The organism is Streptomyces cyaneus (assembly GCF_004028635.1).
Taxonomy (GTDB): Bacteria; Actinomycetota; Actinomycetes; order Streptomycetales; family Streptomycetaceae; genus Streptomyces; species Streptomyces cyaneus.
Genome location: NZ_ML138678.1, coordinates 89789 through 110699, shown reverse-complemented (window position 1 = coordinate 110699; position 20911 = coordinate 89789). Strand labels below are relative to the sequence as shown.

At 70.4% G+C, this 20911-nt stretch carries 19 protein-coding genes; 13 read left to right on the top strand and 6 right to left on the bottom strand.

The features are described 5' to 3' along the window. Positions 1 to 120 precede the first annotated feature (120 nt). Positions 121 to 2340 carry an MMPL family transporter gene (locus tag EHO50_RS00485; RefSeq protein WP_128427724.1) on the bottom strand — a complete coding sequence of 740 codons (2220 nt, stop codon included), beginning with the start codon at positions 2338 to 2340 and terminating at the stop codon, positions 121 to 123. 134 nt (positions 2341 to 2474) lie between these two features. Here EHO50_RS00485 and rpe point away from each other — a divergent pair, with 134 nt between their 5' ends. From rpe to EHO50_RS00455, 6 genes are all read left to right on the top strand, one after another. Then, on the top strand, positions 2475 to 3161 hold the full coding sequence (gene rpe / locus EHO50_RS00480) for a ribulose-phosphate 3-epimerase (RefSeq protein ID WP_128427721.1): 687 nt from the start codon (positions 2475 to 2477) through the stop codon (positions 3159 to 3161). 78 nt (positions 3162 to 3239) lie between these two features. Then, a complete protein-coding gene (locus tag EHO50_RS00475) occupies positions 3240 to 4283 on the top strand; it encodes a sugar-binding transcriptional regulator (protein ID WP_128427718.1) in 1044 nt (347 codons plus the stop codon). A gap of 79 nt (positions 4284 to 4362) precedes the next feature. After that, entirely contained in the window at positions 4363 to 4677 is a 315-nt protein-coding gene (locus tag EHO50_RS00470; RefSeq protein WP_128427715.1) for a barstar family protein, read from the top strand. A 131-nt stretch (positions 4678 to 4808) separates the two neighbouring features. Then, positions 4809 to 6251, top strand: coding sequence for a GuaB1 family IMP dehydrogenase-related protein (locus EHO50_RS00465; RefSeq protein ID WP_164904770.1), 1443 nt, complete (start codon positions 4809 to 4811; stop codon positions 6249 to 6251). A gap of 421 nt (positions 6252 to 6672) precedes the next feature. Continuing rightward, positions 6673 to 8142: an amino acid permease gene (locus tag EHO50_RS00460; protein WP_128427710.1), complete on the top strand. Its 1470-nt coding sequence runs from the start codon at positions 6673 to 6675 to the stop codon at positions 8140 to 8142. Positions 8143 to 8152: 10 nt separating this feature from the next. Further along, positions 8153 to 8605, top strand: a complete 453-nt coding sequence (locus EHO50_RS00455) for an Lrp/AsnC family transcriptional regulator (protein ID WP_015661832.1) — start codon at positions 8153 to 8155, stop codon at positions 8603 to 8605. 55 nt (positions 8606 to 8660) lie between these two features. Here the strand turns inward: EHO50_RS00455 and EHO50_RS00450 are convergent, their stop codons facing one another. Next, complete coding sequence (locus tag EHO50_RS00450; protein WP_128427707.1) at positions 8661 to 9140, bottom strand: hypothetical protein; 480 nt, start codon at positions 9138 to 9140, stop codon at positions 8661 to 8663. A 276-nt stretch (positions 9141 to 9416) separates the two neighbouring features. Between EHO50_RS00450 and EHO50_RS00445 the strand changes: the two genes are divergently transcribed. Continuing rightward, on the top strand, positions 9417 to 10613 hold the full coding sequence (locus EHO50_RS00445; protein WP_128427705.1) for an MFS transporter: 1197 nt from the start codon (positions 9417 to 9419) through the stop codon (positions 10611 to 10613). On the opposite strand, the gene EHO50_RS00440 is transcribed toward EHO50_RS00445, so the two are convergent. Beyond that, a complete protein-coding gene (locus EHO50_RS00440) occupies positions 10582 to 11154 on the bottom strand; it encodes a Repetin (RefSeq protein WP_128427702.1) in 573 nt (190 codons plus the stop codon). The genes EHO50_RS00445 and EHO50_RS00440 overlap by 32 nt on opposite strands. A 308-nt stretch (positions 11155 to 11462) precedes the next feature. Here EHO50_RS00440 and EHO50_RS00435 point away from each other — a divergent pair, with 308 nt between their 5' ends. Both EHO50_RS00435 and EHO50_RS00430 read left to right on the top strand, forming a co-directional pair. After that, the gene (locus EHO50_RS00435; protein WP_128427698.1) at positions 11463 to 12251 is read left to right on the top strand and encodes a carbon-nitrogen hydrolase family protein; all 789 of its coding nucleotides are present in this window, start codon (positions 11463 to 11465) and stop codon (positions 12249 to 12251) included. Between the two features lie 58 nt (positions 12252 to 12309). Continuing rightward, positions 12310 to 14010: a flavin monoamine oxidase family protein gene (locus EHO50_RS00430; protein ID WP_128427695.1), complete on the top strand. Its 1701-nt coding sequence runs from the start codon at positions 12310 to 12312 to the stop codon at positions 14008 to 14010. Between the two features lie 23 nt (positions 14011 to 14033). Here EHO50_RS00430 and EHO50_RS00425 read toward each other — a convergent pair whose 3' ends face one another. Both EHO50_RS00425 and EHO50_RS00420 read right to left on the bottom strand, forming a co-directional pair. Further along, positions 14034 to 14963 carry an LLM class F420-dependent oxidoreductase gene (locus tag EHO50_RS00425; RefSeq protein WP_128427692.1) on the bottom strand — a complete coding sequence of 310 codons (930 nt, stop codon included), beginning with the start codon at positions 14961 to 14963 and terminating at the stop codon, positions 14034 to 14036. An 88-nt stretch (positions 14964 to 15051) separates the two neighbouring features. Continuing rightward, the gene (locus EHO50_RS00420) at positions 15052 to 15738 is read right to left on the bottom strand and encodes a DUF5995 family protein (RefSeq protein ID WP_128427689.1); all 687 of its coding nucleotides are present in this window, start codon (positions 15736 to 15738) and stop codon (positions 15052 to 15054) included. A gap of 172 nt (positions 15739 to 15910) precedes the next feature. Between EHO50_RS00420 and EHO50_RS00415 the strand changes: the two genes are divergently transcribed. Continuing rightward, positions 15911 to 17050, top strand: a complete 1140-nt coding sequence (locus EHO50_RS00415) for a glycoside hydrolase family 6 protein (RefSeq protein WP_128428904.1) — start codon at positions 15911 to 15913, stop codon at positions 17048 to 17050. A 6-nt stretch (positions 17051 to 17056) separates the two neighbouring features. Here the strand turns inward: EHO50_RS00415 and EHO50_RS00410 are convergent, their stop codons facing one another. Beyond that, the gene (locus EHO50_RS00410; RefSeq protein WP_128427686.1) at positions 17057 to 18046 is read right to left on the bottom strand and encodes a GlxA family transcriptional regulator; all 990 of its coding nucleotides are present in this window, start codon (positions 18044 to 18046) and stop codon (positions 17057 to 17059) included. A 173-nt stretch (positions 18047 to 18219) separates the two neighbouring features. Here EHO50_RS00410 and EHO50_RS00405 point away from each other — a divergent pair, with 173 nt between their 5' ends. The 3 genes from EHO50_RS00405 (at position 18220) to EHO50_RS00395 (ending at position 20908) form a co-directional block, all read left to right on the top strand. Beyond that, positions 18220 to 18798: a cysteine hydrolase family protein gene (locus EHO50_RS00405; RefSeq protein ID WP_128427683.1), complete on the top strand. Its 579-nt coding sequence runs from the start codon at positions 18220 to 18222 to the stop codon at positions 18796 to 18798. 1 nt (position 18799) lies between these two features. Continuing rightward, positions 18800 to 19549, top strand: a complete 750-nt coding sequence (locus tag EHO50_RS00400) for an isochorismatase family protein (RefSeq protein WP_128427681.1) — start codon at positions 18800 to 18802, stop codon at positions 19547 to 19549. 183 nt (positions 19550 to 19732) lie between these two features. Further along, entirely contained in the window at positions 19733 to 20908 is a 1176-nt protein-coding gene (locus EHO50_RS00395; protein ID WP_128427679.1) for a hypothetical protein, read from the top strand. Positions 20909 to 20911: the final 3 nt, after the last annotated feature.

Below are 20911 nucleotides of genomic sequence, written 5' to 3'. Positions count from 1 at the left end.
GGCGTCTGCGTGCGGGCCCCGCTGGGGCTGCCGCCCCAGACCCCGCTTCGGCCCTGAAGGGGCCCTGTCCTCAAACGCCGGACGGGCTGGGTCATGCGGACCGGCGTTGCCGAATGCCGGTCAACCGCCCCGCTCAGCAACCCCCTCCTCCGCCTCCGGAACTGCCGCCGCACCCCCGTCCTCCCGCGCCAGTCGATGCGGCCACCACACCTTCGGGCCCGCGTCCAGGAACAGGGCCGTCACCAGGACCGAGCGGACGATGAACGTGTCCAGGAGTACCCCTAGTGCGACCGCGAAGCCGATTTCGGCGAAGGCGACCATGGGAAGGGTGCCGAGGGCGGCGAAGGTGCCGGCGAGGACCAGGCCGGCCGAGGTGATGACGGCGCCGGTGGCGGCCAGGCCGGTGACGACGCCGGGGCGGGTGCCCTGGTGGGTTGCCTCCTCGCGGATGCGGGTCGTGAGGAAGATGTTGTAGTCGATACCCAGCGCCACCAGGAAGACGAAGACGAACAGCGGGAAGTCGGTCGACTCGCCCGCGTAGTCGAAGAGGTGGCGGAAGGCCAGGGCGCTGATGCCCAGCGCGGCGGCGAACGACAGGATCACCGTGCCGACCAGCAGGAGTGGGGCGATCAGGGCGCGGAGCAGGGCGCAGAGGATCAGCAGGACCACGACCAGGACCAGCGGGATGATCACTATGTTGTCGTGGGTCGTTGCTTTGTCCATGTCCAGCAAGGCGGCCGTACCGCCGCCCACCTGGGCGTCCGCGTCCGGCACGGCATGGACGGCGTCGCGGACGCGTTCGACGGTCTGTTTCGCGGCCTCGCTGTCGGCGGGGGCGGTCATCGTCGCTTCGAAGAGCACCTTGCCGTCGTACGACGGTTTCGTGCCCGGGGGGAGGCCCAGTGAGTCGGGGACGACGCCCCGTGTCTCAGCGACCGTGCGGCCCACCTGCACGGCCTGCGCCTGGTTGCTGACGATGACCAGCGGGTCGCCGCTGCCGGCCGGGAAGTACTGCTCGGAGACCTCCTGGCCGGTGATCGAGTCCGGCTTGTCGGTGAACGCGTCGGCGTTGCTCAGCCCCTCCGCGCGCATTTGGATCATGCCGAGGGAGCAGACTGCGAGGGCTGTTGCCGTGACGGCCCAGACCATGCGCGGACGGTGGGCGATACGGCGGCCCATGCGGGCCCAGACGCCTCGCTTGTCAGGGTTCTCCGTGCCCAGGTGCGGGATCACCGGCCAGAAGATCCAGCGACCGCAGATCACGAGGAGAGCGGGGAACAGGGTCAGCATGGCCAGTAGGCCCACCGCCACGCCGATCGCGGCCACCGGGCCGAGGCCTCTCGTCGAGTTCATCTCCGCTGCCAGCAGCACCAGCATGCTCAGGACGACCGTCGCGCCGGAGGCGATCACCGCCGGGCCCGCGCGGTGCAGGGCCAGGGCCATCGCCTCGTGGCGGTCCTCGTGGCGGCGCAGTTCCTCGCGGTAGCGGGCTACGAGCAGGAGGGCGTAGTCCGTGCCTGCCCCGAAGACCAGCACCGTGAGGATGCCTGCGCTCTGGCCGTTGACCGTCAGGCCCCCGTGTTCCGCCAGGAGATAGATGAAGGCCTGTGCGGTGAACAGGGCGACGATCACGGCGATGAGGGGGACCAGGAGCAGGGTCGGGCTGCGATAGGTCAGCAGGAGCATGACGATGACTACCGTCATCGCCGACAGCAGCAGCGTGGAGTCGATGCCCTCGAACGCTTCCGCGAAGTCCGCGGACGTGCCGCCCGGGCCCGTGATGTGCACGGCCGGCCCGCCGCCCTCGTCGACGACGTCCCGGATGGAGTCGACGGCGGGCGCGATGCGCTCCCAGCCCTTCTCGTCCATGGTGATCGGAACCTGGACCTGGGCCGCGCGCGGGTCCGCCTCGCGGTCGAAGACCGGCCCCCGCGTCTCGGCGCCCCGTATGCCGTGGTCGGTCAGCTGCTTCAGCTCGGCCACGTCCTCGGCGATCGCCGCCCGGTCCTGCGCCGTCAGGCCGCTGTCGCGGGCGTAGACGACGACCGCGGGGATCTGCTCCGGCCTGAAGTTCTCGGAGATTTCCAGGACTTGAGTGGATTCCGCCGACCCCGGCAGCCAGGAGGCGGCGTCGTTGTCCTGCGCGTCGGTCAGCTTCTGGGCGAACGGCGCCGTCAGGAACAGCACCGCCAGCCACAGGACGAGCACCACCCACTTGGCGCGTCGCCCGCAGACCAGATGCGCGATGCCCCGCCGGGCCGACCGGGACTGGCGCTTCTCCTGGTTCTCCTGGTTCTCCTGGTTCTCCGGGTGCTCCGAGTTCCCCTGGGTCTCCGTCATGGCCACCCCCGCAGCCGGATGTGGAGCAGGTTGGCCGCCCAGCATGGCATGCACGAACCGGACACAACATCCGATGAACGTCTCAGGTCTGTACCGGCGCGAACATTCGTGCTCCGGCATGGCAGTCTTGGGTCATGGCCCCGCAGATCAGCCCCAGCATCCTGTCCGCCGACTTCGCCCGCCTCGCCGACGAGGCCAAGGCGGTCGAAGGAGCCGACTGGCTCCACGTCGACGTCATGGACAACCACTTTGTCCCGAACCTCACGCTCGGCGTGCCGGTCGTAGAGTCGCTGGCCCGTGCGACGGACACTCCGCTGGACTGCCATCTGATGATCGAGGCCCCCGATCGGTGGGCGCCCCAGTACGTGGAAGCGGGGGCCTCCTCCGTCACCTTCCATGTCGAGGCCGCCGCGGCACCGGTGCGGCTGGCCCGCGAGATCCGGGCGAAGGGCGCGCGTGCCTCCATGGCGCTCAAGCCCGCGACGCCCATCGAGCCGTACGAGGATCTCCTCCCGGAGCTCGACATGCTGCTGATCATGACGGTCGAGCCGGGCTTCGGTGGTCAGGCGTTTCTCGACATCATGCTGCCGAAGATTCGCCGCACCCGCGAGTTGATCAGCAAGCACGGCCTTCAGCTGTGGCTCCAGGTGGACGGCGGTGTCGCCGCTTCGACCATCGAGCGGTGTGCCGAGGCGGGCGCCGATGTCTTCGTCGCCGGTTCGGCGGTGTACGGGGCCGAGGACCCGGCCGAAGCGGTCCGGGCACTGCGCGCTCAGGCGGAGGCGGTCACGAAGACCGCAGCCTGGGCATGCGACCACTGAGCCAAGACAACGTGAACGGCGCCCATCAGGGCGGATCAAGAGCGCCGGATCTGCAAGGATGAACGGCGAATCCAGAGTGTGAACAGCAGTGAGGAGATCGCCGTGTCGGGTATGTCGGCGGGCCGGTCAGCCATGCGGATGGGACCCGCTGAGCTGGTGCAGGCGGCGGCCATGGCCCGCCGCTTCTACCTCGAGGGCAAGTCCAAGATCCAGATCGCGGAGGAGTTCGGCGTCAGCCGCTTCAAGGTGGCCCGGGTTCTGGAGACCGCTCTCGAACGGGATCTGGTGCGCATCGAGATCCGTGTGCCGGCCGAGCTGGACGCGGAGCGCTCGGACGCGCTGCGCGCCCGGTACGGCCTCAGGCATGCCGTCGTGGTCGAGTCCCCGGCCGAGGCCGAGGAGTCGCCCGACCCGGAGAACCTGGGAGAGGTGGCCGCCGACCTGCTCGGCGAACTGGTGAACGAGGGGGATGTGCTGGGCCTGGCCTGGGGCCGGTCCACCATCCATATGGCGGCCGCCCTCGACCGGCTGCCGCCCTGCACGGTGGTGCAGTTGACCGGTGTGTACGACGCCGGGACCGCCGAGCGCGGCTCGGTCGAGGCGGTACGCCGTGCCGCGCAGGTATCCGGCGGCGACGCGCACCCCATCTACGCGCCGATGCTGCTGCCGGACGCGGCCACCGCGGTGGCGCTGCGCCACCAGACCGGGATCGCCCGTGCCTTCGAGTACTTCGACAAGGTCACGGTCGCCTGTGTCTCCATCGGCTCCTGGGAGCCCGGCATCTCGACGGTGCACGACATGCTCAGCGACGAGGAGCGGGCGCACTACGCCTCCCTCGGCGTCGCCGCCGAGATGTCCGCGCACCTCTTCGACGCCGAGGGACGCCGGGTCGGACGGGACCTGGGGGAGCGGTGCATCACGGTCAAGGCCGACCAGCTCCGCCGTATCCCCGAGGTCGTCGCCATCGCGGGCGGGCAGCGCAAGGCGGCCGCGATCGACGCGGTGCTGCGGTCGGGGCTCGTCACCAGCCTGGTGACGGACACGGCGGCGGCGGACGTGCTGATGACGGCGGGCCAGACGCCGAAGCCCGCGCTCAACCGGTCCGACCCGGACGGACACTGACGAGACGTCAGCACAGGGGCGGCCCGCCCGGGCCGCCCCTTCGTTCATCGACGATCACTACGACCTTGGCGGTACTGGGATGACGGAGCTCGTGGTCACGCTGGACCTCGACGGGGTCACGGACAAGGCGGGCCTGATGGACCGCTGCGCCCGCGCCCTGGACCTGCCCGACTGGTTCGGCCGCAACTGGGACGCCCTGGCCGACTCCCTCTCCGACCCCACCGTCTGGCCGGCGGACGCCGTCGAGCGAGGGCTGCTGATCGTCGTACGGAACTGGCGGCCGTACGCGAAGGCGCGGCCCGACGAGTGGGAGACCGCGCAGGAGGTCTTCTCGGAGGCGGTGGACCGGACGCCGGCACTCTCCGTGACGGTTGCTCTCGGAGGATCCTCCTAGGGGCCCTCTGACCTGCTCGTATGAAGCGACCGTGCATCGCAATCCGGTCAGCATGGGACAATGAAGTACGTGCTCTTCCCCCTGGCTGACCTGTCCGGGGGCCACCTCTGATCGACTGGGATGTGCAGCACGTGCGTTTCCTCAACGACATCCAGCCCGCGTACGACCTGACGTACGACGACGTCTTCATGGTCCCGAGCCGCAGCGCGGTCGGCTCGCGGCAGGGTGTGGACCTCAGCTCCCCGGACGGCACGGGCACCACGATCCCGCTGGTCGTCGCCAACATGACCGCCATCGCCGGCCGGCGTATGGCCGAGACCGTGGCCCGGCGCGGCGGCCTCGTGGTCATCCCGCAGGACATCCCGATCGACGTCATCACCGAGGTCGTCTCCTGGGTGAAGAGCCGCCATCTCGTCCTCGACACCCCGATCGTGCTGGCCCCGCACCAGACCGTCGCCGACGCGCTGGCCCTGCTGCCCAAGCGCGCGCACAACGCCGGTGTGGTCGTCGACGACGACTTCAAGCCGATCGGCGTGGTCACCGACTCCGACCTGTCCGGCGTGGACCGCTTCACCCAGCTCGAAGTGGTCATGTCCCGGGACCTGCTGCTCCTCGACGCCGACCAGGACCCGCGCGAGGCCTTCAACACCCTCGACCACCACAACCGGCGCTACGCCCCCGCCGTCGACTCCGACGGCCGCCTCGCCGGCATCCTCACCCGCAAGGGCGCCCTGCGCGCCACCCTGTACTCCCCGGCCGTCGACGCGAACGGCAAGCTGCGCATAGCGGCCGCCGTCGGCATCAACGGCGACGTGGCGGGCAAGGCCAAGCAGCTGCTCGACGCAGGCGTCGACACGCTCGTCATCGACACGGCGCACGGTCACCAGGAGTCGATGATCGCCGCGATCAGGACCGTGCGGGCGCTCGACCCGCAGGTGCCGATCGTCGCGGGCAACATCGTCGCCGCCGAGGGCGTCCGGGACCTCATCGAGGCCGGTGCCGACATCATCAAGGTCGGGGTCGGCCCGGGCGCGATGTGCACGACCCGCATGATGACCGGCGTCGGCCGGCCGCAGTTCTCGGCCGTGCTGGAGTGCGCCGCCGAGGCGAAGAAGTACGGCAAGCACGTGTGGGCCGACGGCGGTGTCCGGCACCCGCGCGACGTCGCCATGGCGCTCGCGGCCGGTGCGTCCAACGTGATGGTCGGATCCTGGTTCGCCGGCACCTACGAGTCGCCGGGCGACCTCCAGCACGACGCGCAGGGGCGTGCGTACAAGGAGTCCTTCGGCATGGCGTCCGCGCGTGCCGTGCGCAACCGTACGTCCGAGGAGTCGTCGTACGACCGTGCCCGCAAGGCCCTGTTCGAGGAGGGCATCTCCACCTCCCGCATGTTCCTCGACCCGGTCCGCCCGGGCGTGGAGGACCTGATCGACTCGATCATCGCGGGCGTGCGGTCGTCCTGCACCTACGCCGGCGCGGGCTCCCTGGAGGAGTTCGCCGAGAAGGCCGTCGTCGGCATCCAGAGCGCGGCCGGCTACGCGGAGGGCAAGCCGCTGCACGCCAGCTGGAGCTGACACCAACTCCCTTGTTCACGGCCCCCGTTGTCCCGTTCGCCGGGAAAATCGGGGGCCGGTTCGCGTGCCGGCCCTTCGCCTGATAGCTCGGGCTCAGCTGTATTCGGGCGGGTGCGGGTAGTCGGTGGCTTGTCGCGCAGTTCCCCGCGCCCCTGGAGGGACATCCGCTGCACGTACTCAACGGGTGAGGGCACTTGTGCAACGGTCGAAAGCCGCCGCGCAACGAACACCCACCCAGCCCCCAGGAACGCAATGATCTTGCGGACACGCGCAAGGTTGCTGCATTACAACGGCAACGCCGCTCCTCATAGGCTGTCGCCTCGTACGTGGCGTGGCAGGGACCCCGCTCGGTGGGTTCCTGCTGTCGCAGGGTGCCGCCGGTCCCCGCCGCCCTGAGAGGCAGCGACGAAGGAGTCAGCGCGTGCTCGACCAAGGCGCACCCCCGCAAGACCGCACCCAAGCAGGCCCACCGTCCCCGGGCCTCGGTGCGCGGCTCATGCGTCGCAAGCCCGTGGAACACCTGGTCGCGGAGGGTGGCCAGGGTGATGGAGGGTCTCTGCGGCGCTCCCTGGGCCTGTGGCAGCTCACCATGATCAGCATCGGTGCCACCCTCGGCACCGGTATCTTCGTCGTCCTCGGCGACGCCGTCCCGGAGGCCGGTCCCGCGGTCACCCTCGCCTTCGTGATCGCCGGCCTCACGGCTCTGTTCTCGGCCCTGTCGTACGCCGAGCTGGCGGGCAGCATCCCGGTCGCGGGCTCCTCGTACTCGTATGCGTACGCAACGATGGGCGAGCTGGTCGCCTGGGTCTGCGGCTGGTGTCTGGTGCTGGAGTACGGCGTGTCGGTGGCCGCCGTCGCCGTCGGCTGGGGCGAGTACCTCAACGAGCTGCTCAACGGGACCATAGGCGTCACCATCCCGGCCGTGCTGTCCTCGGCGCCCGGTGAGGGCGGGGTCATCAACCTGCCCGCGCTGATCGTCGTGCTGCTCGCGATGACCTTCCTGCTCGGCGGCGTCCGCGAGTCCGCCCGCGCCAACACGATCATGGTCGCCGTCAAGATCGTCGCGCTGGTGCTGTTCTGCGCGGTTGGTTTCATGGGCTTCAAGTCCGGCAACTACGCCGACTTCATGCCGCTCGGCATGGCGGGCGTGAGCGCCGCGGGTGCCACGCTCTTCTTCTCCTACATCGGCTTCGACGCCGCCTCCACCGCCGGCGAGGAGGCGAAGGACCCCAAGCGGGACCTGCCGCGGGCGATCATGCTCTCGCTGATCATCGTCACCGCGCTGTACGTGCTCGTCGCGGGCGTCGCCGTCGGCGCCTGGAACTGGACCAAGTTCGAGGGCTCCGAGGCCTCGCTGGCCGCGATCATGAACGACGTCAGCGGCCAGTCCTTCTGGGGCACCCTGCTCGCCCTCGGCGCGGTCATCTCCATCGCGAGCGTCGTGCTCACCGTGCTCTACGGCCAGACCCGCATCCTCTTCGCGATGTCCCGCGACGGCCTGGTGCCCAAGGCGCTCGGCAAGGTCCACAAGAAGACCGGGGCGCCCCGCCTCAACACCGTCATCGTGTCCCTGTTCTGCGGCGCCCTCGCCGCCCTCATCCCGCTGGGCAAGCTCGTCGACGCCACCAGCATCGGCACGCTGTTCGCCTTCGGGCTGGTCAACATCGCGGTGATCGTCCTGCGTTACCGGCGGCCGGAGCTCGAGCGCACGTTCAGGGTGCCGTTCGGGCCGGTGCTGCCGGTGCTGGGTTTCCTGTTCTGCGCGTACAACATGTTCAGCCTGGACACCGTGACCTGGGTCGTCTTCGGGTGCTGGATGGCCGCCGGTCTCGTGTTCTACTTCCTCTACGGCTATCGCCGTTCCCGTCTTGCAACACCAGAAGTGAAGTGAACAACCCGCAGTGCTGAACGATCTCGACGAACGCATCGTGCACGCCCTCGCCGAGGACGCCCGCCGCTCCTACGCGGACATCGGGCAGCTCGTCGGCCTGTCCGCGCCCGCCGTGAAACGGCGCGTGGACCGGCTGCGCGCCACCGGAGCCATCACCGGATTCACCGTACGGGTGGACCCGGCGGCGCTCGGCTGGGAGACCGAGGGGTTCGTCGAGATCTACTGCCGGCGCAACACCTCGCCGGAGACCATCCAGCGGGGGCTGGAGCGGTATCAGGAGGTCGTGGCCGCGTCCACCGTCACCGGTGAGGCGGACGCGGTCGTGCAGGTCTTCGCCTCCGACATGCGGCACTTCGAGCGGGTCCTTGAGCGGATCGCCGGGGAGCCGTTCGTGGAGCGGACCAAGTCGGTGTTGGTGTTGTCGCCGTTGTTGCGGCGGTTTTCTTCCGGGTCGCCTACGTAGCGAGTCGGCTTGGGGCGGTGGGGGCTCGTCGCGCCCACGCGGCGGAGCCGCCCTTCTATCCAGCCCCGCGCCCCTGAGCGGCACGTTCGCGCACCTTCCTCAGCATGCGCCGCACGACCAGTGTGTGGCCGCGCGTTCCGATCACGAGGAACCGGTAGACGCGGCCTGTCGGGCCCGGGAACGCGGCCCGGGTCTCGGCGCGCACCCGGGTCTGCCCCGCGTCGGCCTCCTCCAGGCGGAAGATCAAGGCGTACGTCGAGAAGCGGTGGCTTCCGGCGAGGGCCAGCTCCCTCCCCGGCACCGCCGTGGCCACATGGAACCCGGGGATCGTCGAACCCTCGGCCGGTGGCCGGGGCCCGGAAGTGGTGCGGTCGGCGCAGTCGAGCAGGCGGGCGACGGTCTCGGTGGACCGGTCGGCGAACTGGTGGCCCACCGTCTCGCAGAGGGCACGCCAGACGGCGTCCGGCGGCGCGGCGACGACCGACGTGTGCGCGTCGACGAACGGCAGGTCGAGTATCTCGGCGGCGGCGTCCATGAGGGCCCCCTCGGGCTGACGGTTCGGCTTTCGCCCAGCAGTCTTGCCTGCTGCCACGCTCGCCGGCCTCCTCCGGCGGGCGGACGTCCCTCGCCGCTCGGCGGAGGCGCGTTGCGTCCCTCTCCTCCTTGCCGGTGACATCGCCTGGGCTCCTGGGCTCGGCCCGCCTACCATCGATGCCATGACCTGGCGACATTGATCCACCAGCCGTGCCTCCCGAGGGCCGCCTCGGACGCCGTACCCCCGGTGTCCGAACAGTCCCTGCGGGAAGGCCTCATGACACTCTCACCTGCGCGTGTGCCCGCCTCCGGTGTCCGGCGGCTCACGGCGACGCTGTACGGCTACTCGTTCCTCGACGACTTCGTCCTGCTCTACCCGGTGTACGCGCTGCTGTTCGCCGACACCGGACTGTCGCTCTGGCAGATCTCCTCCCTGTTCGCCCTGTGGTCGATCACCGGCATCCTCCTGGAGGTCCCCTCCGGCGTCTGGGCCGACGCGGTGTCGCGCCGGCTGTTGCTGTGGCTCGGCCCGCTGCTCACGGCCGTCGGCTTCGGGCTGTGGGTACTGCTCCCGTCGTACTGGGCCTTCGCGGTCGGCTTCGTCCTGTGGGGTGCGGGCGGAGCGCTCGGCTCCGGTGCGCTGGAGGCGCTGGTGTACGACGAGCTGGACCGGCTGGGTGCCTCCGACCGGTATGCGCGGGTCATGGGCCGGGCCCGGGCCGCGCGACTGATGGGGACGATGGCCTCCGCCGGACTCGCCGGGCCTGTCATCGCGCTGGGCGGCTACCCTGCCGTCGGCGCGGCGAGCGTACTGGCCTGTCTGTTGACCGCCGCCGCGGCGAGCCGGTTCCCGGAGCACCGGGTGCGGCCGGAGAACGGGGGCGACAGCTGGGCGACGACCCTGCGGACCGGACTGGCCGAGGTCCGCAGGGACCGTTCCGTGCGTGGTGCGCTGCTGCTGATCCCCGCCGTCGCCGCCGTATGGGGGGCGCTCGACGAGTACACCCCGCTGCTGGTCCGGGACATCGGCGTCGCCGAGGCGACCGTCCCCTATCTGATCCTGCTGATCTGGGCGGGCGTCACCGCCGGAAGCCTGCTGACCGGACCGGCCGAACGCCTCGGCACAAGAGGGCTCGCGGCGCTGCTCGCGGGCGCCGCGCTCGCCCTGGCCGTGGGAGCCGCGGCCGGCACCACGGCCGGCATCGCACTGGTCGGCCTCGCCTTCGGCGGGTTCCAGCTGGCGGAGGTGCTCGCCGACGTCCGCCTCCAGCACCGTATCGACGAGTCCCGCCGGGCCACCCTCACCTCGGTCGCGAGCCTGGGCACCGAGCTGGGCACGGTCGCCACGTTCGGCGTGTACGCGTTGCTCGGCACCGACCTGGCGCACAGCACGGTGTTCGCGGTGCTGGCGATCCCCTACCTGGTGACGGCGCTGGCGCTGGCTAGAAGTCGGGCCGCCACGGTACGACCGTGAAGTCGCCCGTCCCCTTCTTGACCTTCTCGAAGGGGGCGGAGCCCACGCACTTGGGCAGCTCCTTCGTCTCGACGGGGCTGCCCGTGGACGCCCAGCTGTAGCCGAGCCGGTCCCGGCCTGCGACGTCGTGGACGGTGATGCCGACCCGCTTGCCCTTGGCGCCCGGCAGGTCGGAGGAGGTGATGACGCCGGACACGACGGCCACCTTGCCGCCGGTCAGCAGGCAGTCGACCTTCGCCTTCGCCCGGGCGCCCTCGCCGTTCAGGTAGTGGCTCCACTCGAAGGAGCCGGTGGCCTTCGTCGGGTCGGCGGTGTCCTTCGCCGCCAGATGCGCGTCGAACGAGAACGTGATGTCGTCCCCGGCAGAGCGGTACAGCTTGGCGGTACCGGTGAGCGCGGCGGCCTCCCGCTGACCCGGTGCGTCGGACGCGGCGGCCGCTCGCTGTCGCGGTTCGTCCGAGGCGGTCGCGGCCGAGGCCGCCGCCCCGGCGGTGAGCAGCAGTGCGGAGCCGAGCACGACGATCTTCGTACGGCGCTTCATGGCGGTCCTTTCCGCAGTTCAAGTGGACAGTCCCCACTCTCCCGGCGCCACGCCCGGACCACATCGCGCCGGGGACGGGACCCCGCCTCAGCCGTCCGGCGGGGGAGACCGTTCGGGCGTGCGCTTCGAGGAGGACCGGGGCTACGACCGAGGTCGCGCAACGAATCGCCGCCGACGCCCTGGCGCACGCAACGAACCGCTCACCGGCGCGCAACGGCTCCTTCTTGTCCGCCCTGCTCAGCCGCCCGTACCGTCTACGTGGCCCCTACACGGCCCCCTGCCCCCCTTCCGCCCGGTGAGGAACACGCATGCGCACCGCCCTGCTCCAGAGCTCCGGCCGCCCCGGCTCCACCGTCGAGAACCTCAAGGTCCTCGACGAGGCCGCGGGCCGTGCCGCCGCCGCGGGCGCCGGGCTGCTGGTCGCGCCGGAGATGTTCCTGACCGGGTACGCGATAGGCGACGACATCGCCCGCCTCGCCGAACCCGCCGACGGCGACTGCGCGGACGCGATCGCCGAGACCGCGACACGGCACGGCCTGGCGATCGCCTACGGCTACCCCGAGCGGGCCGGGGACGCCGTCTTCAACTCCGCCCAGCTGATCTCCGCCGACGGCACCCGGCTCGCCAACTACCGCAAGACCCACCTCTTCGGCTGCTTCGAGCGCGACCATTTCGCGCCGGGGGACCAGCCCGTCGTCCAGGCCGAGCTCGACGGCCTGCGGGTCGGCATCCTGATCTGCTACGACGTCGAGTTCCCGGAGAACGTCCGCGCCCACGCCCTCGCCGGCACCGACCTCCTGATCGTCCCGACGGCGCAGATGCACCCGTTCCAGTTCGTCGCCGAGTCGATGATCCCGGTGCGGGCCTTCGAGAACCAGATGTACGTCGCGTACGTCAACCGGGTCGGCCAGGAAGGGGAGTTCGAGTTCGTGGGCCTCTCCACCCTCGCCGGTCCCGACGGGGTCGCGCGCACCCGCGCCGGCCGCGGTGAGGAGCTCGTCCTCGCCGACGTCGACCCCGTCCTCCTCGCCACCTCCCGCGAGGAGAACCCGTACCTGAAGGACCGCCGCCCCGGCCTCTACGGGTCCCTGATCTGAGCCTCAGCCGCCCCCGCAGTCTTTGTCTGTGCCAGTTTGTGCAAGGAGCCCGAACCCCATGACGTCCACGGTGCCCAACGCCGTCCAGCACGCCGACGAGCAGCAGCCGCCGATCACCATGTTCGGCCCGGACTTCCCGTACGCGTACGACGACTTCCTCGCCCACCCGGCGGGGCTCGGCCAGATACCCGCGACCGAGCACGGCACCGAGGTCGCGGTCATCGGCGGCGGGCTCTCCGGCATCGTGGCCGCCTACGAGCTGATGAAGATGGGCCTCAAGCCCGTCGTGTACGAGGCCGATCAGATCGGCGGCCGGCTGCGGACCGTCGGCTTCGACGGCCCCAACACCGAGGAACTGACCGCGGAGATGGGCGCGATGCGCTTCCCGCCCTCCTCCACGGCGCTCCAGCACTACATCGACCTGGTCGGTCTGGAGACCCGCCCGTTCCCCAACCCCCTTGCCGAGGCGACCCCTTCGACGGTCGTCGACCTCAAGGGCGAGTCGCACTACGCCGAGACGATCGAGGACCTCCCGCAGGTCTACCGGGACGTCGCCGCCGCCTGGAACAAGTGCCTCGAAGAGGGCGCCGACTTCTCCGACATGAACCAGGCGATGCGCGAGCGGGACGTGCCGCGCATCCGCGAGATCTGGGCGAAGCTCGTCGAGAAGCTCGACAACCAGACCTTCTACGGCTTCCTCTGCGACTCCGAGGCCTTCAAGTCCTTCCGGCACCGCGAGATCTTCGGCCAGGTCGGCTTCGGCACCGGCGGCTGGGACACCGACTTCCCCAACTCCATCCTGGAGATCCTGCGCGTCGTCTACACCGAGGCCGACGACCACCACCGCGGCATCGTCGGCGGTTCCCAGCAGCTGCCGCTCAGGCTCTGGGAGCGCGAGCCGGAGAAGATCGTCCACTGGACCCACGGCACCTCGCTGGCGAGCCTGCACGAGAACGGCGAGCCCCGCCCGGCCGTGACCCGGCTGCACCGCACCGCGGGCAACCGCATCACCGTGACCGACGCGAACGGCGACATCCGCACGTACCAGGCGGCCGTCTTCACCGCGCAGTCCTGGATGCTGCTGTCGAAGATCGCCTGCGACGATTCGCTCTTCCCGATCGACCACTGGACCGCCATCGAGCGCACCCACTACATGGAGAGCTCGAAGCTCTTCGTGCCGGTCGACCGCCCGTTCTGGCTCGACAAGGACGAGGACACCGGGCGGGACGTCATGTCGATGACGCTCACCGACCGTATGACCCGAGGGACCTACCTGTTGGACGACGGTCCGGACAAGCCGGCCGTCATCTGCCTGTCGTACACCTGGTGCGACGACAGCCTGAAGTGGCTGCCGCTGTCCGCGAACGAGCGGATGGAGGTCATGCTGAAGTCGCTCGGCGAGATCTACCCGAAGGTCGACATCCGGAAGCACATCATCGGCAACCCGGTGACCGTGTCGTGGGAGAACGAGCCGTACTTCATGGGCGCGTTCAAGGCGAACCTGCCCGGCCACTACCGCTACCAGCGGCGCCTGTTCACGCACTTCATGCAGGACCGGCTGGCCGAGGACAAGCGGGGCATCTTCCTCGCCGGTGACGACATCTCCTGGACGGCCGGCTGGGCCGAGGGCGCGATCCAGACCGCGCTGAACGCGGTCTGGGGCGTCATGCACCACTTCGGCGGGGCGAGCGACCCGACCAACCCGGGGCCGGGCGACGTCTACGACGAGATCGCGCCGGTCGAGCTGCCCGAGGACTGAGCGACCGAGCCGGCGGAAGAGGATCAGATCCCGGCTGCCCGCGCCTTCTCGTACACCTCCGCGGCGACGTCCTTGAGTTCCTGGGCGTCGCGCACGGTGCTCTGAAGGTCGACGAAGATCTCGTCCAGGCCTACCTCGGCGTACGCGGCCAGGTCCTCGACGATCTGGTCCACGCTGCCGTGGAAGGGCTGACGGTCGGCGCCGTCGTACCCCTGGGCGGAGTAGCGCGCGTTGGTGCGCACCACCGTCTGGATGGGCTCCGTGCGACCCCGCTCGGCGGCCAGGTCCTGCAGCTGCTGCCACTGCTCGGCCAGCGACTCGGCGCTCAGGGCGACGGGCATCCACCCGTCGGCGTGGTCCACGAGCCGGCGTTGCGCCTTACGGTTTCCGGCGGCGAGCAGGATCGGGATGGGCCGGGCGGGCTTGGGGCCGACCACGGCCGGGGCGATCTTCGTGATCCGGCCGTCGTACGACACCGGATCCGGCCCCCAGACCGCGCGGCACACCTCGATCACCTCGTCGAGGACCTGGCCGCGCTCCTCGAAGGGACGGACGGAGGCGGCCGCGTACTCGTCGTGCGACCAGCCGGTGCCGAGGCCCGCGACGACCCGCCCGCCGCTCGCCGCGTCCAGGGTGGCCAGCGACTTGGCGAGCTGGAACGGCACGTGCAGCGGAGCCACCAGCACACTGGTGCCGAGCCGGGCCCGCTCGGTGGCCGCGGCCGCCAGCGTGAGCGTGACCAGCGGGTCGGCGACCCCGCGGTAGTCGTCCGGCCAGGGCAGGCCCTCGATGCCGTACAGGCCCTGGGTGGCGGGCTCGGGGAACAGGGCCCGTTCGTACACCCACAGACTCTCGTAGCCGACCGCCTCGGCGGCGCGCGCCACGTCCGGCACGTCCCTGCCGAGGTCGTACTGCCTGTTCTGGGGGAGTGCGAGTCCGAGCCGAGTCGCCATGCCTGTGCTCCTTTGCAAGAGGTCCAGTCATGTCGAACGTACAACGTTCATCTACGAGTTGAGGCGCCTCGGCACAGGAGTGGCCGGATCAGTCCGGCAGTGGCGTGAGCAGCATGCGTCCCGCGAACCCGACCGCCCCGTCCAGCCGCTCGGTGAACTCCTCGGCGACGTCCGGCAGTCGGCGCAGCGCCCACAAGGCACGGGCCGCCGACCAGGTGGCGTCGCGGGCCCGCTCCAGGCTCCAGGAGCCGAGCAGATGGGTGAGCGGGTCGGCGATCTGGAGCAGGTCGGGACCCGGCATCAGATCTTCGCGGATGCGCTCCTCCAGCGAGACGAGGAGATCACCCACGCGATCGAACTCGTCCTCCAGATCGGCGGGTTCGCAGTCGAGGCTACGACAGGCGTCCACCACGGCGAGCGCCAGGTCGTGCCCGATGTGCGCATTGATGCCCGCGAGCGCGAACTGCAGCGGTCGTACGCCGGGATGGCGGCGCATCTGGAACAGGGGCCGCCAGCAGGCGGGCGGACGCCCCTCCTCGTCCGCCGTTCTCACCGCCGCGAGATACCGCTCCGCGAACCGCACGTCCAGCGTGATCGCGGCCCGCGCGTCCGTGAACCGGCCGCCGTCGATGTGCCGGTCGACCGCCTCCGTGACGGTGAGGTAGACGCGGTTGAAGATCGCGACTCCGTCGGCTTCGGGCAGGGCCGCATCGAGGGCGCGCATACGGGAGATGACCGCGTCCACGGGTGTGGTGAATTGTTCGCATTGCGCCATGGGGGCAGAGTCCCAGCTTTAGGCTGGCGGGAGTGTCGGCGGGCCCGGCGCTTCCCCAGAACGGGGGAACGCGCTCGCTGTGGGGGAGGGGAGCGGGACGGTGCCAGGCTTACGTGCCCAGCGACTGGCCGCACGCAGGTCCGAGCGCAGGAGGGCGGCCCGGCGCCATGCCATGGTCGTGGCTGCCTCCGTCGTGGTCGCCGTCGGCACCGCGACCGGCATGATCTCCGCGCTCGACGGCAGCCGGGGCTCCGACGAGGCCGGGCCGCCCGAGACGACGCGCTCGCCGAGCCTTCAGTCCCTGCCACTCGTCCCCTCGGCCTCCCCGTCACTGCCCAAGTCCCCTTCGCCGACGCCTGCTTCACCGACTCCGAGGAAGACAGCCGGCGCTACGCCCCGCACGCCCTCGCCGACCACGACCGAGCGGAAGCAGCAGCCTGCCGTGGTGTCCGCCCGCCTCTACCGCCACCCCGACTCCCAGGTCCTCGAGTGGGTCCGCGACAACGCCGGCGACCCGCGCCACGCCGTCATAGAGTCCCGGATCGCCGCCCAGCCGGCCGCGGTGTGGTTCGCCGACTTCACGCCGGACACCATCACCGCCCGGGTCCGCGCGGTCACTTCGGGCGGGTCCGCGCTGGGGCGGGTGCCGGTCGTCGTGCCGTATGCGATACCGGACCGTGACTGCGGCGGGCACTCCGAGGGCGGGGCGCCCGACCTCGACGCCTACGACGCCTGGATCGACAGGTTCGCCGCGGGACTGGGCTCCGGCGATGTCATCGTGATCCTGGAGCCCGACTCCATCGCCCAGTCCGAGTGCCTCTCCGGCGGGGAACGCGCCGACCGCTTCGCCTCGTTGGCCCGCGCGGGCCGCGCCTTCAAGGCCGCGAACCCGAAGGCACGCGTCTACTACGACGCCGGACACTCCGGCTGGAACACGCCCGCGAAGCAGGGGGAGCGGCTGAAGCAGGCCGGCGCCGCCTCGGCCGCGTCCTCCGACGGCATCTTCAGCAACGTCTCCAACTTCCACGCCACGGCGGACGAGATCGCCTACGACCGACAGGTCCTCGACGCCCTCGGCGGCCCGGCGGGCCTGGGCGCCGTCATCGACACCAGCCGCAACGGCGCCGGAGCTCCGGCCGACGGCGAGTGGTGCGATCCGGCCGGCCGCAAGCTGGGGCGGGTGCCCACGCTCAGCACCGGTGAGGCGCGGATCGACGGCTACCTGTGGGTGAAGCTGCCGGGGGAGTCGGACGGGTGCAAGGGGAGCCCGGGGACGTTCACGGCGTCGTACGCCTATGACTTGGCGCGCTGAGCCCCATCACCGGAACCTGGCCCGGTACTCGCTCGGCGTCGTGGCGAGGCGGCGGCGGAAGGCACGGATGAGGGTGTCGACGGTGCCGAACCCGCAGCGGGAGGCGACCCGTTCGAGCGTGTCGTCGGTGGTCTCCAGGAGGTTGCCGGCCAGCTCGACCCGGGCCGCCTCGATGTAGGCGTGCGGGGTCGTGCCGAGTTCGGTCTTGAAGATCCGGGTGAGCTGCCGGTCGCTGACGTGCGCGTACGCGGCCAGGTCCGGGACGGTCAGGCGCCGGCCGATGTTGTTCAGGATGTGATGCCGGAGGTCCTCGATGCGCCGCGTCGTGGACAACTGCTCCAACGGCACGCTGAACTGGGACTGCCCGCCGGGTCGTTTCAGGTACATCACCAGCTGGCGGGCGACGCGCAGCGCGACCGCCTCGCCGAAGTCCTCCGCGACCAGCGCGAGGGACAGGTCCAGGCAGGCGCTGATCCCCGCACCGGTCCAGACCTCGCCCTCCTCGCGGATGAAGATCGGATCAGGGTCGACCCGCACCGCCGGATGGTCGGCGGCGAGCCGCTGCGCGGTCGACCAGTGCGTGGTGGCGCGCTTGCCGTCGAGGAGCCCCGCGGCGGCCAGGATGTGCGCACCGACGCACACCGAGGCCACGCGCCGGGCGCGGGTGGCCAGCGCCTTCACCCGGGCCACCGTGCCGGGCTCGACGACGGGGTGGATGCGGCGCTCACCGTCGCCCTCGACCTCGACCGAGCCGGGCACCAGCAGTGTGTCGATCGCCCGTGCGCAGACCTCGTCGAACGTGGTGTCGGGAAGGATCCGCACGCCGGCCGCCGTCGTCACCGGCTCCAGTGTCTCGGCGGCCAGCACGACCTCGTAGCCGACCCGCTCCGTCGTCTCGCGCGGGACGAGGGAGAACACCTCCGGTGGGCCGGTGACGTCGAGGAGGTCGACGCCTTTGAACAGCACGATCACGATCAACCGGTTCACGGTCCCCACCCTGCAATCCCCCGCTTCGCTCACGGACACGGGCGTCGGTTTCTGCAAATAGCGCGTCATTGCCGACACCCCGGTTCGCGCCATAGCGTCGCATGTGTGTTCAACAGTCTGTTGAACAACTTACTCAAGTCCCCGGAAGAATCCTGTCCCCGGAAGAAACCTGGAGAAGACCTGTGGCAAGCAAGACGCTGCGCGAACTCGGTGGCGCCGACACCACCCCCGCGGCCCTCGCGTCCTCGACCCTCATCCTCGTCGACTACCAGAACACCTACACCCGCGGTGTGATGGAACTCGACGGCTGGCAGCCCGCCTTGGCAGCGGCGTCGGACCTGCTGTCCCGTGCCCGCCGGGCCGGAGCCGAGGTCATCCATGTCCAGCACGACGGCGGCGAGGGTTCGCCCTACGACATCCGTACGGACATCGGCCGGATCCACCCCGATGTGGCGCCGATCGACGGTGAGCCCGTGGTCGTCAAGCAGGCTCCGGACGCCTTCCACGGGACCGAACTCGGCAAGCTCGTGGACGAAGCCGGGAACGAGAACGTGATCGTGGCCGGGTTCATGACCCACATGTGCATCGCGTACACGTCGGCGTCGGCGGCGCTGCGCGGCAACAAGCCCACCGTTCCGGCGGACGCGTGCGCCACCCGGTCGATCGTGGACGTGTCCGCCGACGAGTTGCACCGCAGCGCGCTGGCGGCCATCGCCGACGCGTACGGAGTGGTCGTCGCCTCCGGCAAAGAGCTGGCCTGACATGACGGAGCGGGAACAGAGGCGGCGGGAGGAGAAGCAGGGCAGCAGGTCCCGCCGTGGGTTCCTGAAGGTCGGCGGTGCGGCCGTCGTCGGCGGCGCCGGGGTGTTCGGCGCCACCCGGCTGGGCGACACCCCCGCGCGGGCGGCGGACGCGGACGCGTCGGGCACGACGACCCTGCGGGGGCTCAACGGCCTGGCCGACCAGCCCGCTTCGCTCGCCTCCGCCACTTTGATCATGGTTGATTACCAGAACACCTACACCCGAGGTGTGATGGAACTGACCCGCTGGCAGGCGGCCCTGGACGCCGCGGCCGAGCTGCTGCACGCGGCTCGCCAGGCGGGCGGGAAGGTCATCCACATCGTCAACGACGGCGGGGAGAACACCCCGTACGACATCCGCCGGCCGATCGGCCGGATCCACGACAAGGTCAGGCCCGTGAAGGGCGAGCGGACCGTGGTGAAGAAGGTCCCCAACGCCTTCGTGAACACCGACCTCGGCAGGCTCGTCGACCAGGCGGGGAGCAAGAACCTCGTGATCGCCGGGTTCATGACGCACATGTGCGTGACGTTCACCGCCGAGGGCGCGTTCCTGCGCGGGAACAAGCCCACCGTGGTCGCCGATGCCTGCGCCACCCGGCCGCTGCCGTCGGTCGGGGGCGGGCTGTCCGCCGAGCAGATCCACCAAAGCGCGCTGGCGACGATCGCCGACCTGTACGGAGTCGTCGTTCCCACCCACACCGCGCTGACGTAACACCCCGCAGTTCTCCCTCTCCGGCCTCCCAGCAGCCCCACGCTGTCGGAGAGGGAACCTTCCTTTCCTTGCATTGCTCCCCGCGTCCCGGCCCTTCGCGGCTCCCGGCGGGTCAGTTCCCCCCACGCCACCGCTCCCCACGGCGGGAACACCTGACGACCGATTCGTTACGGAGAGCAAGTCATGGCAACACGACGGACATTCATAGGCGGCGCGGGCGGCCTCGGCGCCGCGACGTTCCTGGGTTATACGGCTGCCCAGCCGAACGCGGCAAACGTCCTCGACGCCGCTCCCGCCGCGGAAGCGGTGGACGCGGTCGGCGTAGTGGACGCGGCGGGCACCCAGACCGCCGCCCGGGACTCCATCCGCGCGGTGAACGCGGCGATGCGCACCAACTACGCGGCGCTGAAGGCCGACCTGGTCAAGAATCTCGGCCCCGTCATCGTCGTGCAGAACGACGCGAAGGGCGGGACTTTCACCCTCATCCACAAGGGCAAGCAGTACGTCGAGCACCCCGTGGCGGAGGAGTTCGAGCTGGCGAAGTCCATCGCCCACGTCCCGCTGGGCATTTACTCCACGCTCGCGGAGTACCTGTCGGACAAGGTCCCCAACGTCGCCAATGCCGACCGGATCGATCCCCACGACCTCGACATGGTGGCGATGAAGGGCCCCGCCACCGACGCCTGGACGACGCCGCTGCAGGCGTTCGCGGACAAGCTGACCACCGCGAAGAACAACCTTGCCGCCGCGAACCTGCCGCAGGAACTGCACGACTCCTGCGCGAAGATCCTCGACGAGGCGCTGACGTTCATCGCCGACTCCATCCGCGCCCGCGCCTTCGACATCGCCTCGTTCCAGGTCTTCGCGAAGCGCGTCTACCCGTCGATCCGGATCAACATGCAGCATGCCGCCGCGGCGCAGATCTCCGGCGTGCAGGGCCTGTGCAGGAAGTGGCGGGCGCAGATCGGCGAGGCCGCCTGGGCCGAGCTGTACACGGTGGTGCTGTCGATCTGGACGACGTCGGTGCTGAACCAGGCCGAGATCATCATCAAGCCGATGATGAACCAGAAGAAGGTGGACACCCACCTGATCGACATCCCCACGGCGCAGCTGCCGTCGGACCCGATCGGGGTGGCTCTGGACAACCTGGCGCGGATCGTTCAGGACAACATCGCCGCGGAGCTGGTGTTCGTCTCCGACACGAAGGTCGCCGACGCCCTGAAGGGCAAGGAGGACCTGCTGTCCGACGAGATTTTGAAGGAACTCGGCACGCCCGTCGCCGGCGGGGCTGCCGGTGCGGCGGCGTTCCGTACGGCGGGCAAGGCGAAGTGTCCGGTCAACCACGGCGTGAGTGTCTGACCG

Bases quoted from the DNA above. Each gene is read 5' to 3' on its own strand.
- EHO50_RS00485 (WP_128427724.1), bottom strand. From the start codon at position 2,340: ATGACGGAGACCCAGGGGAACTCGGAGCACCCGGAGAACCAGGAGAAC.
- rpe (WP_128427721.1), top strand. From the start codon at position 2,475: ATGGCCCCGCAGATCAGCCCCAGCATCCTGTCCGCCGACTTCGCCCGC.
- EHO50_RS00470 (WP_128427715.1), top strand. From the start codon at position 4,363: ATGACGGAGCTCGTGGTCACGCTGGACCTCGACGGGGTCACGGACAAG.
- EHO50_RS00450 (WP_128427707.1), bottom strand. From the start codon at position 9,140: ATGGACGCCGCCGCCGAGATACTCGACCTGCCGTTCGTCGACGCGCAC.
- EHO50_RS00445 (WP_128427705.1), top strand. From the start codon at position 9,417: ATGACACTCTCACCTGCGCGTGTGCCCGCCTCCGGTGTCCGGCGGCTC.
- EHO50_RS00440 (WP_128427702.1), bottom strand. From the start codon at position 11,154: ATGAAGCGCCGTACGAAGATCGTCGTGCTCGGCTCCGCACTGCTGCTC.
- EHO50_RS00435 (WP_128427698.1), top strand. From the start codon at position 11,463: ATGCGCACCGCCCTGCTCCAGAGCTCCGGCCGCCCCGGCTCCACCGTC.
- EHO50_RS00430 (WP_128427695.1), top strand. From the start codon at position 12,310: ATGACGTCCACGGTGCCCAACGCCGTCCAGCACGCCGACGAGCAGCAG.
- EHO50_RS00425 (WP_128427692.1), bottom strand. From the start codon at position 14,963: ATGGCGACTCGGCTCGGACTCGCACTCCCCCAGAACAGGCAGTACGAC.
- EHO50_RS00420 (WP_128427689.1), bottom strand. From the start codon at position 15,738: ATGGCGCAATGCGAACAATTCACCACACCCGTGGACGCGGTCATCTCC.
- EHO50_RS00415 (WP_128428904.1), top strand. From the start codon at position 15,911: ATGGTCGTGGCTGCCTCCGTCGTGGTCGCCGTCGGCACCGCGACCGGC.
- EHO50_RS00400 (WP_128427681.1), top strand. From the start codon at position 18,800: ATGACGGAGCGGGAACAGAGGCGGCGGGAGGAGAAGCAGGGCAGCAGG.
- EHO50_RS00395 (WP_128427679.1), top strand. From the start codon at position 19,733: ATGGCAACACGACGGACATTCATAGGCGGCGCGGGCGGCCTCGGCGCC.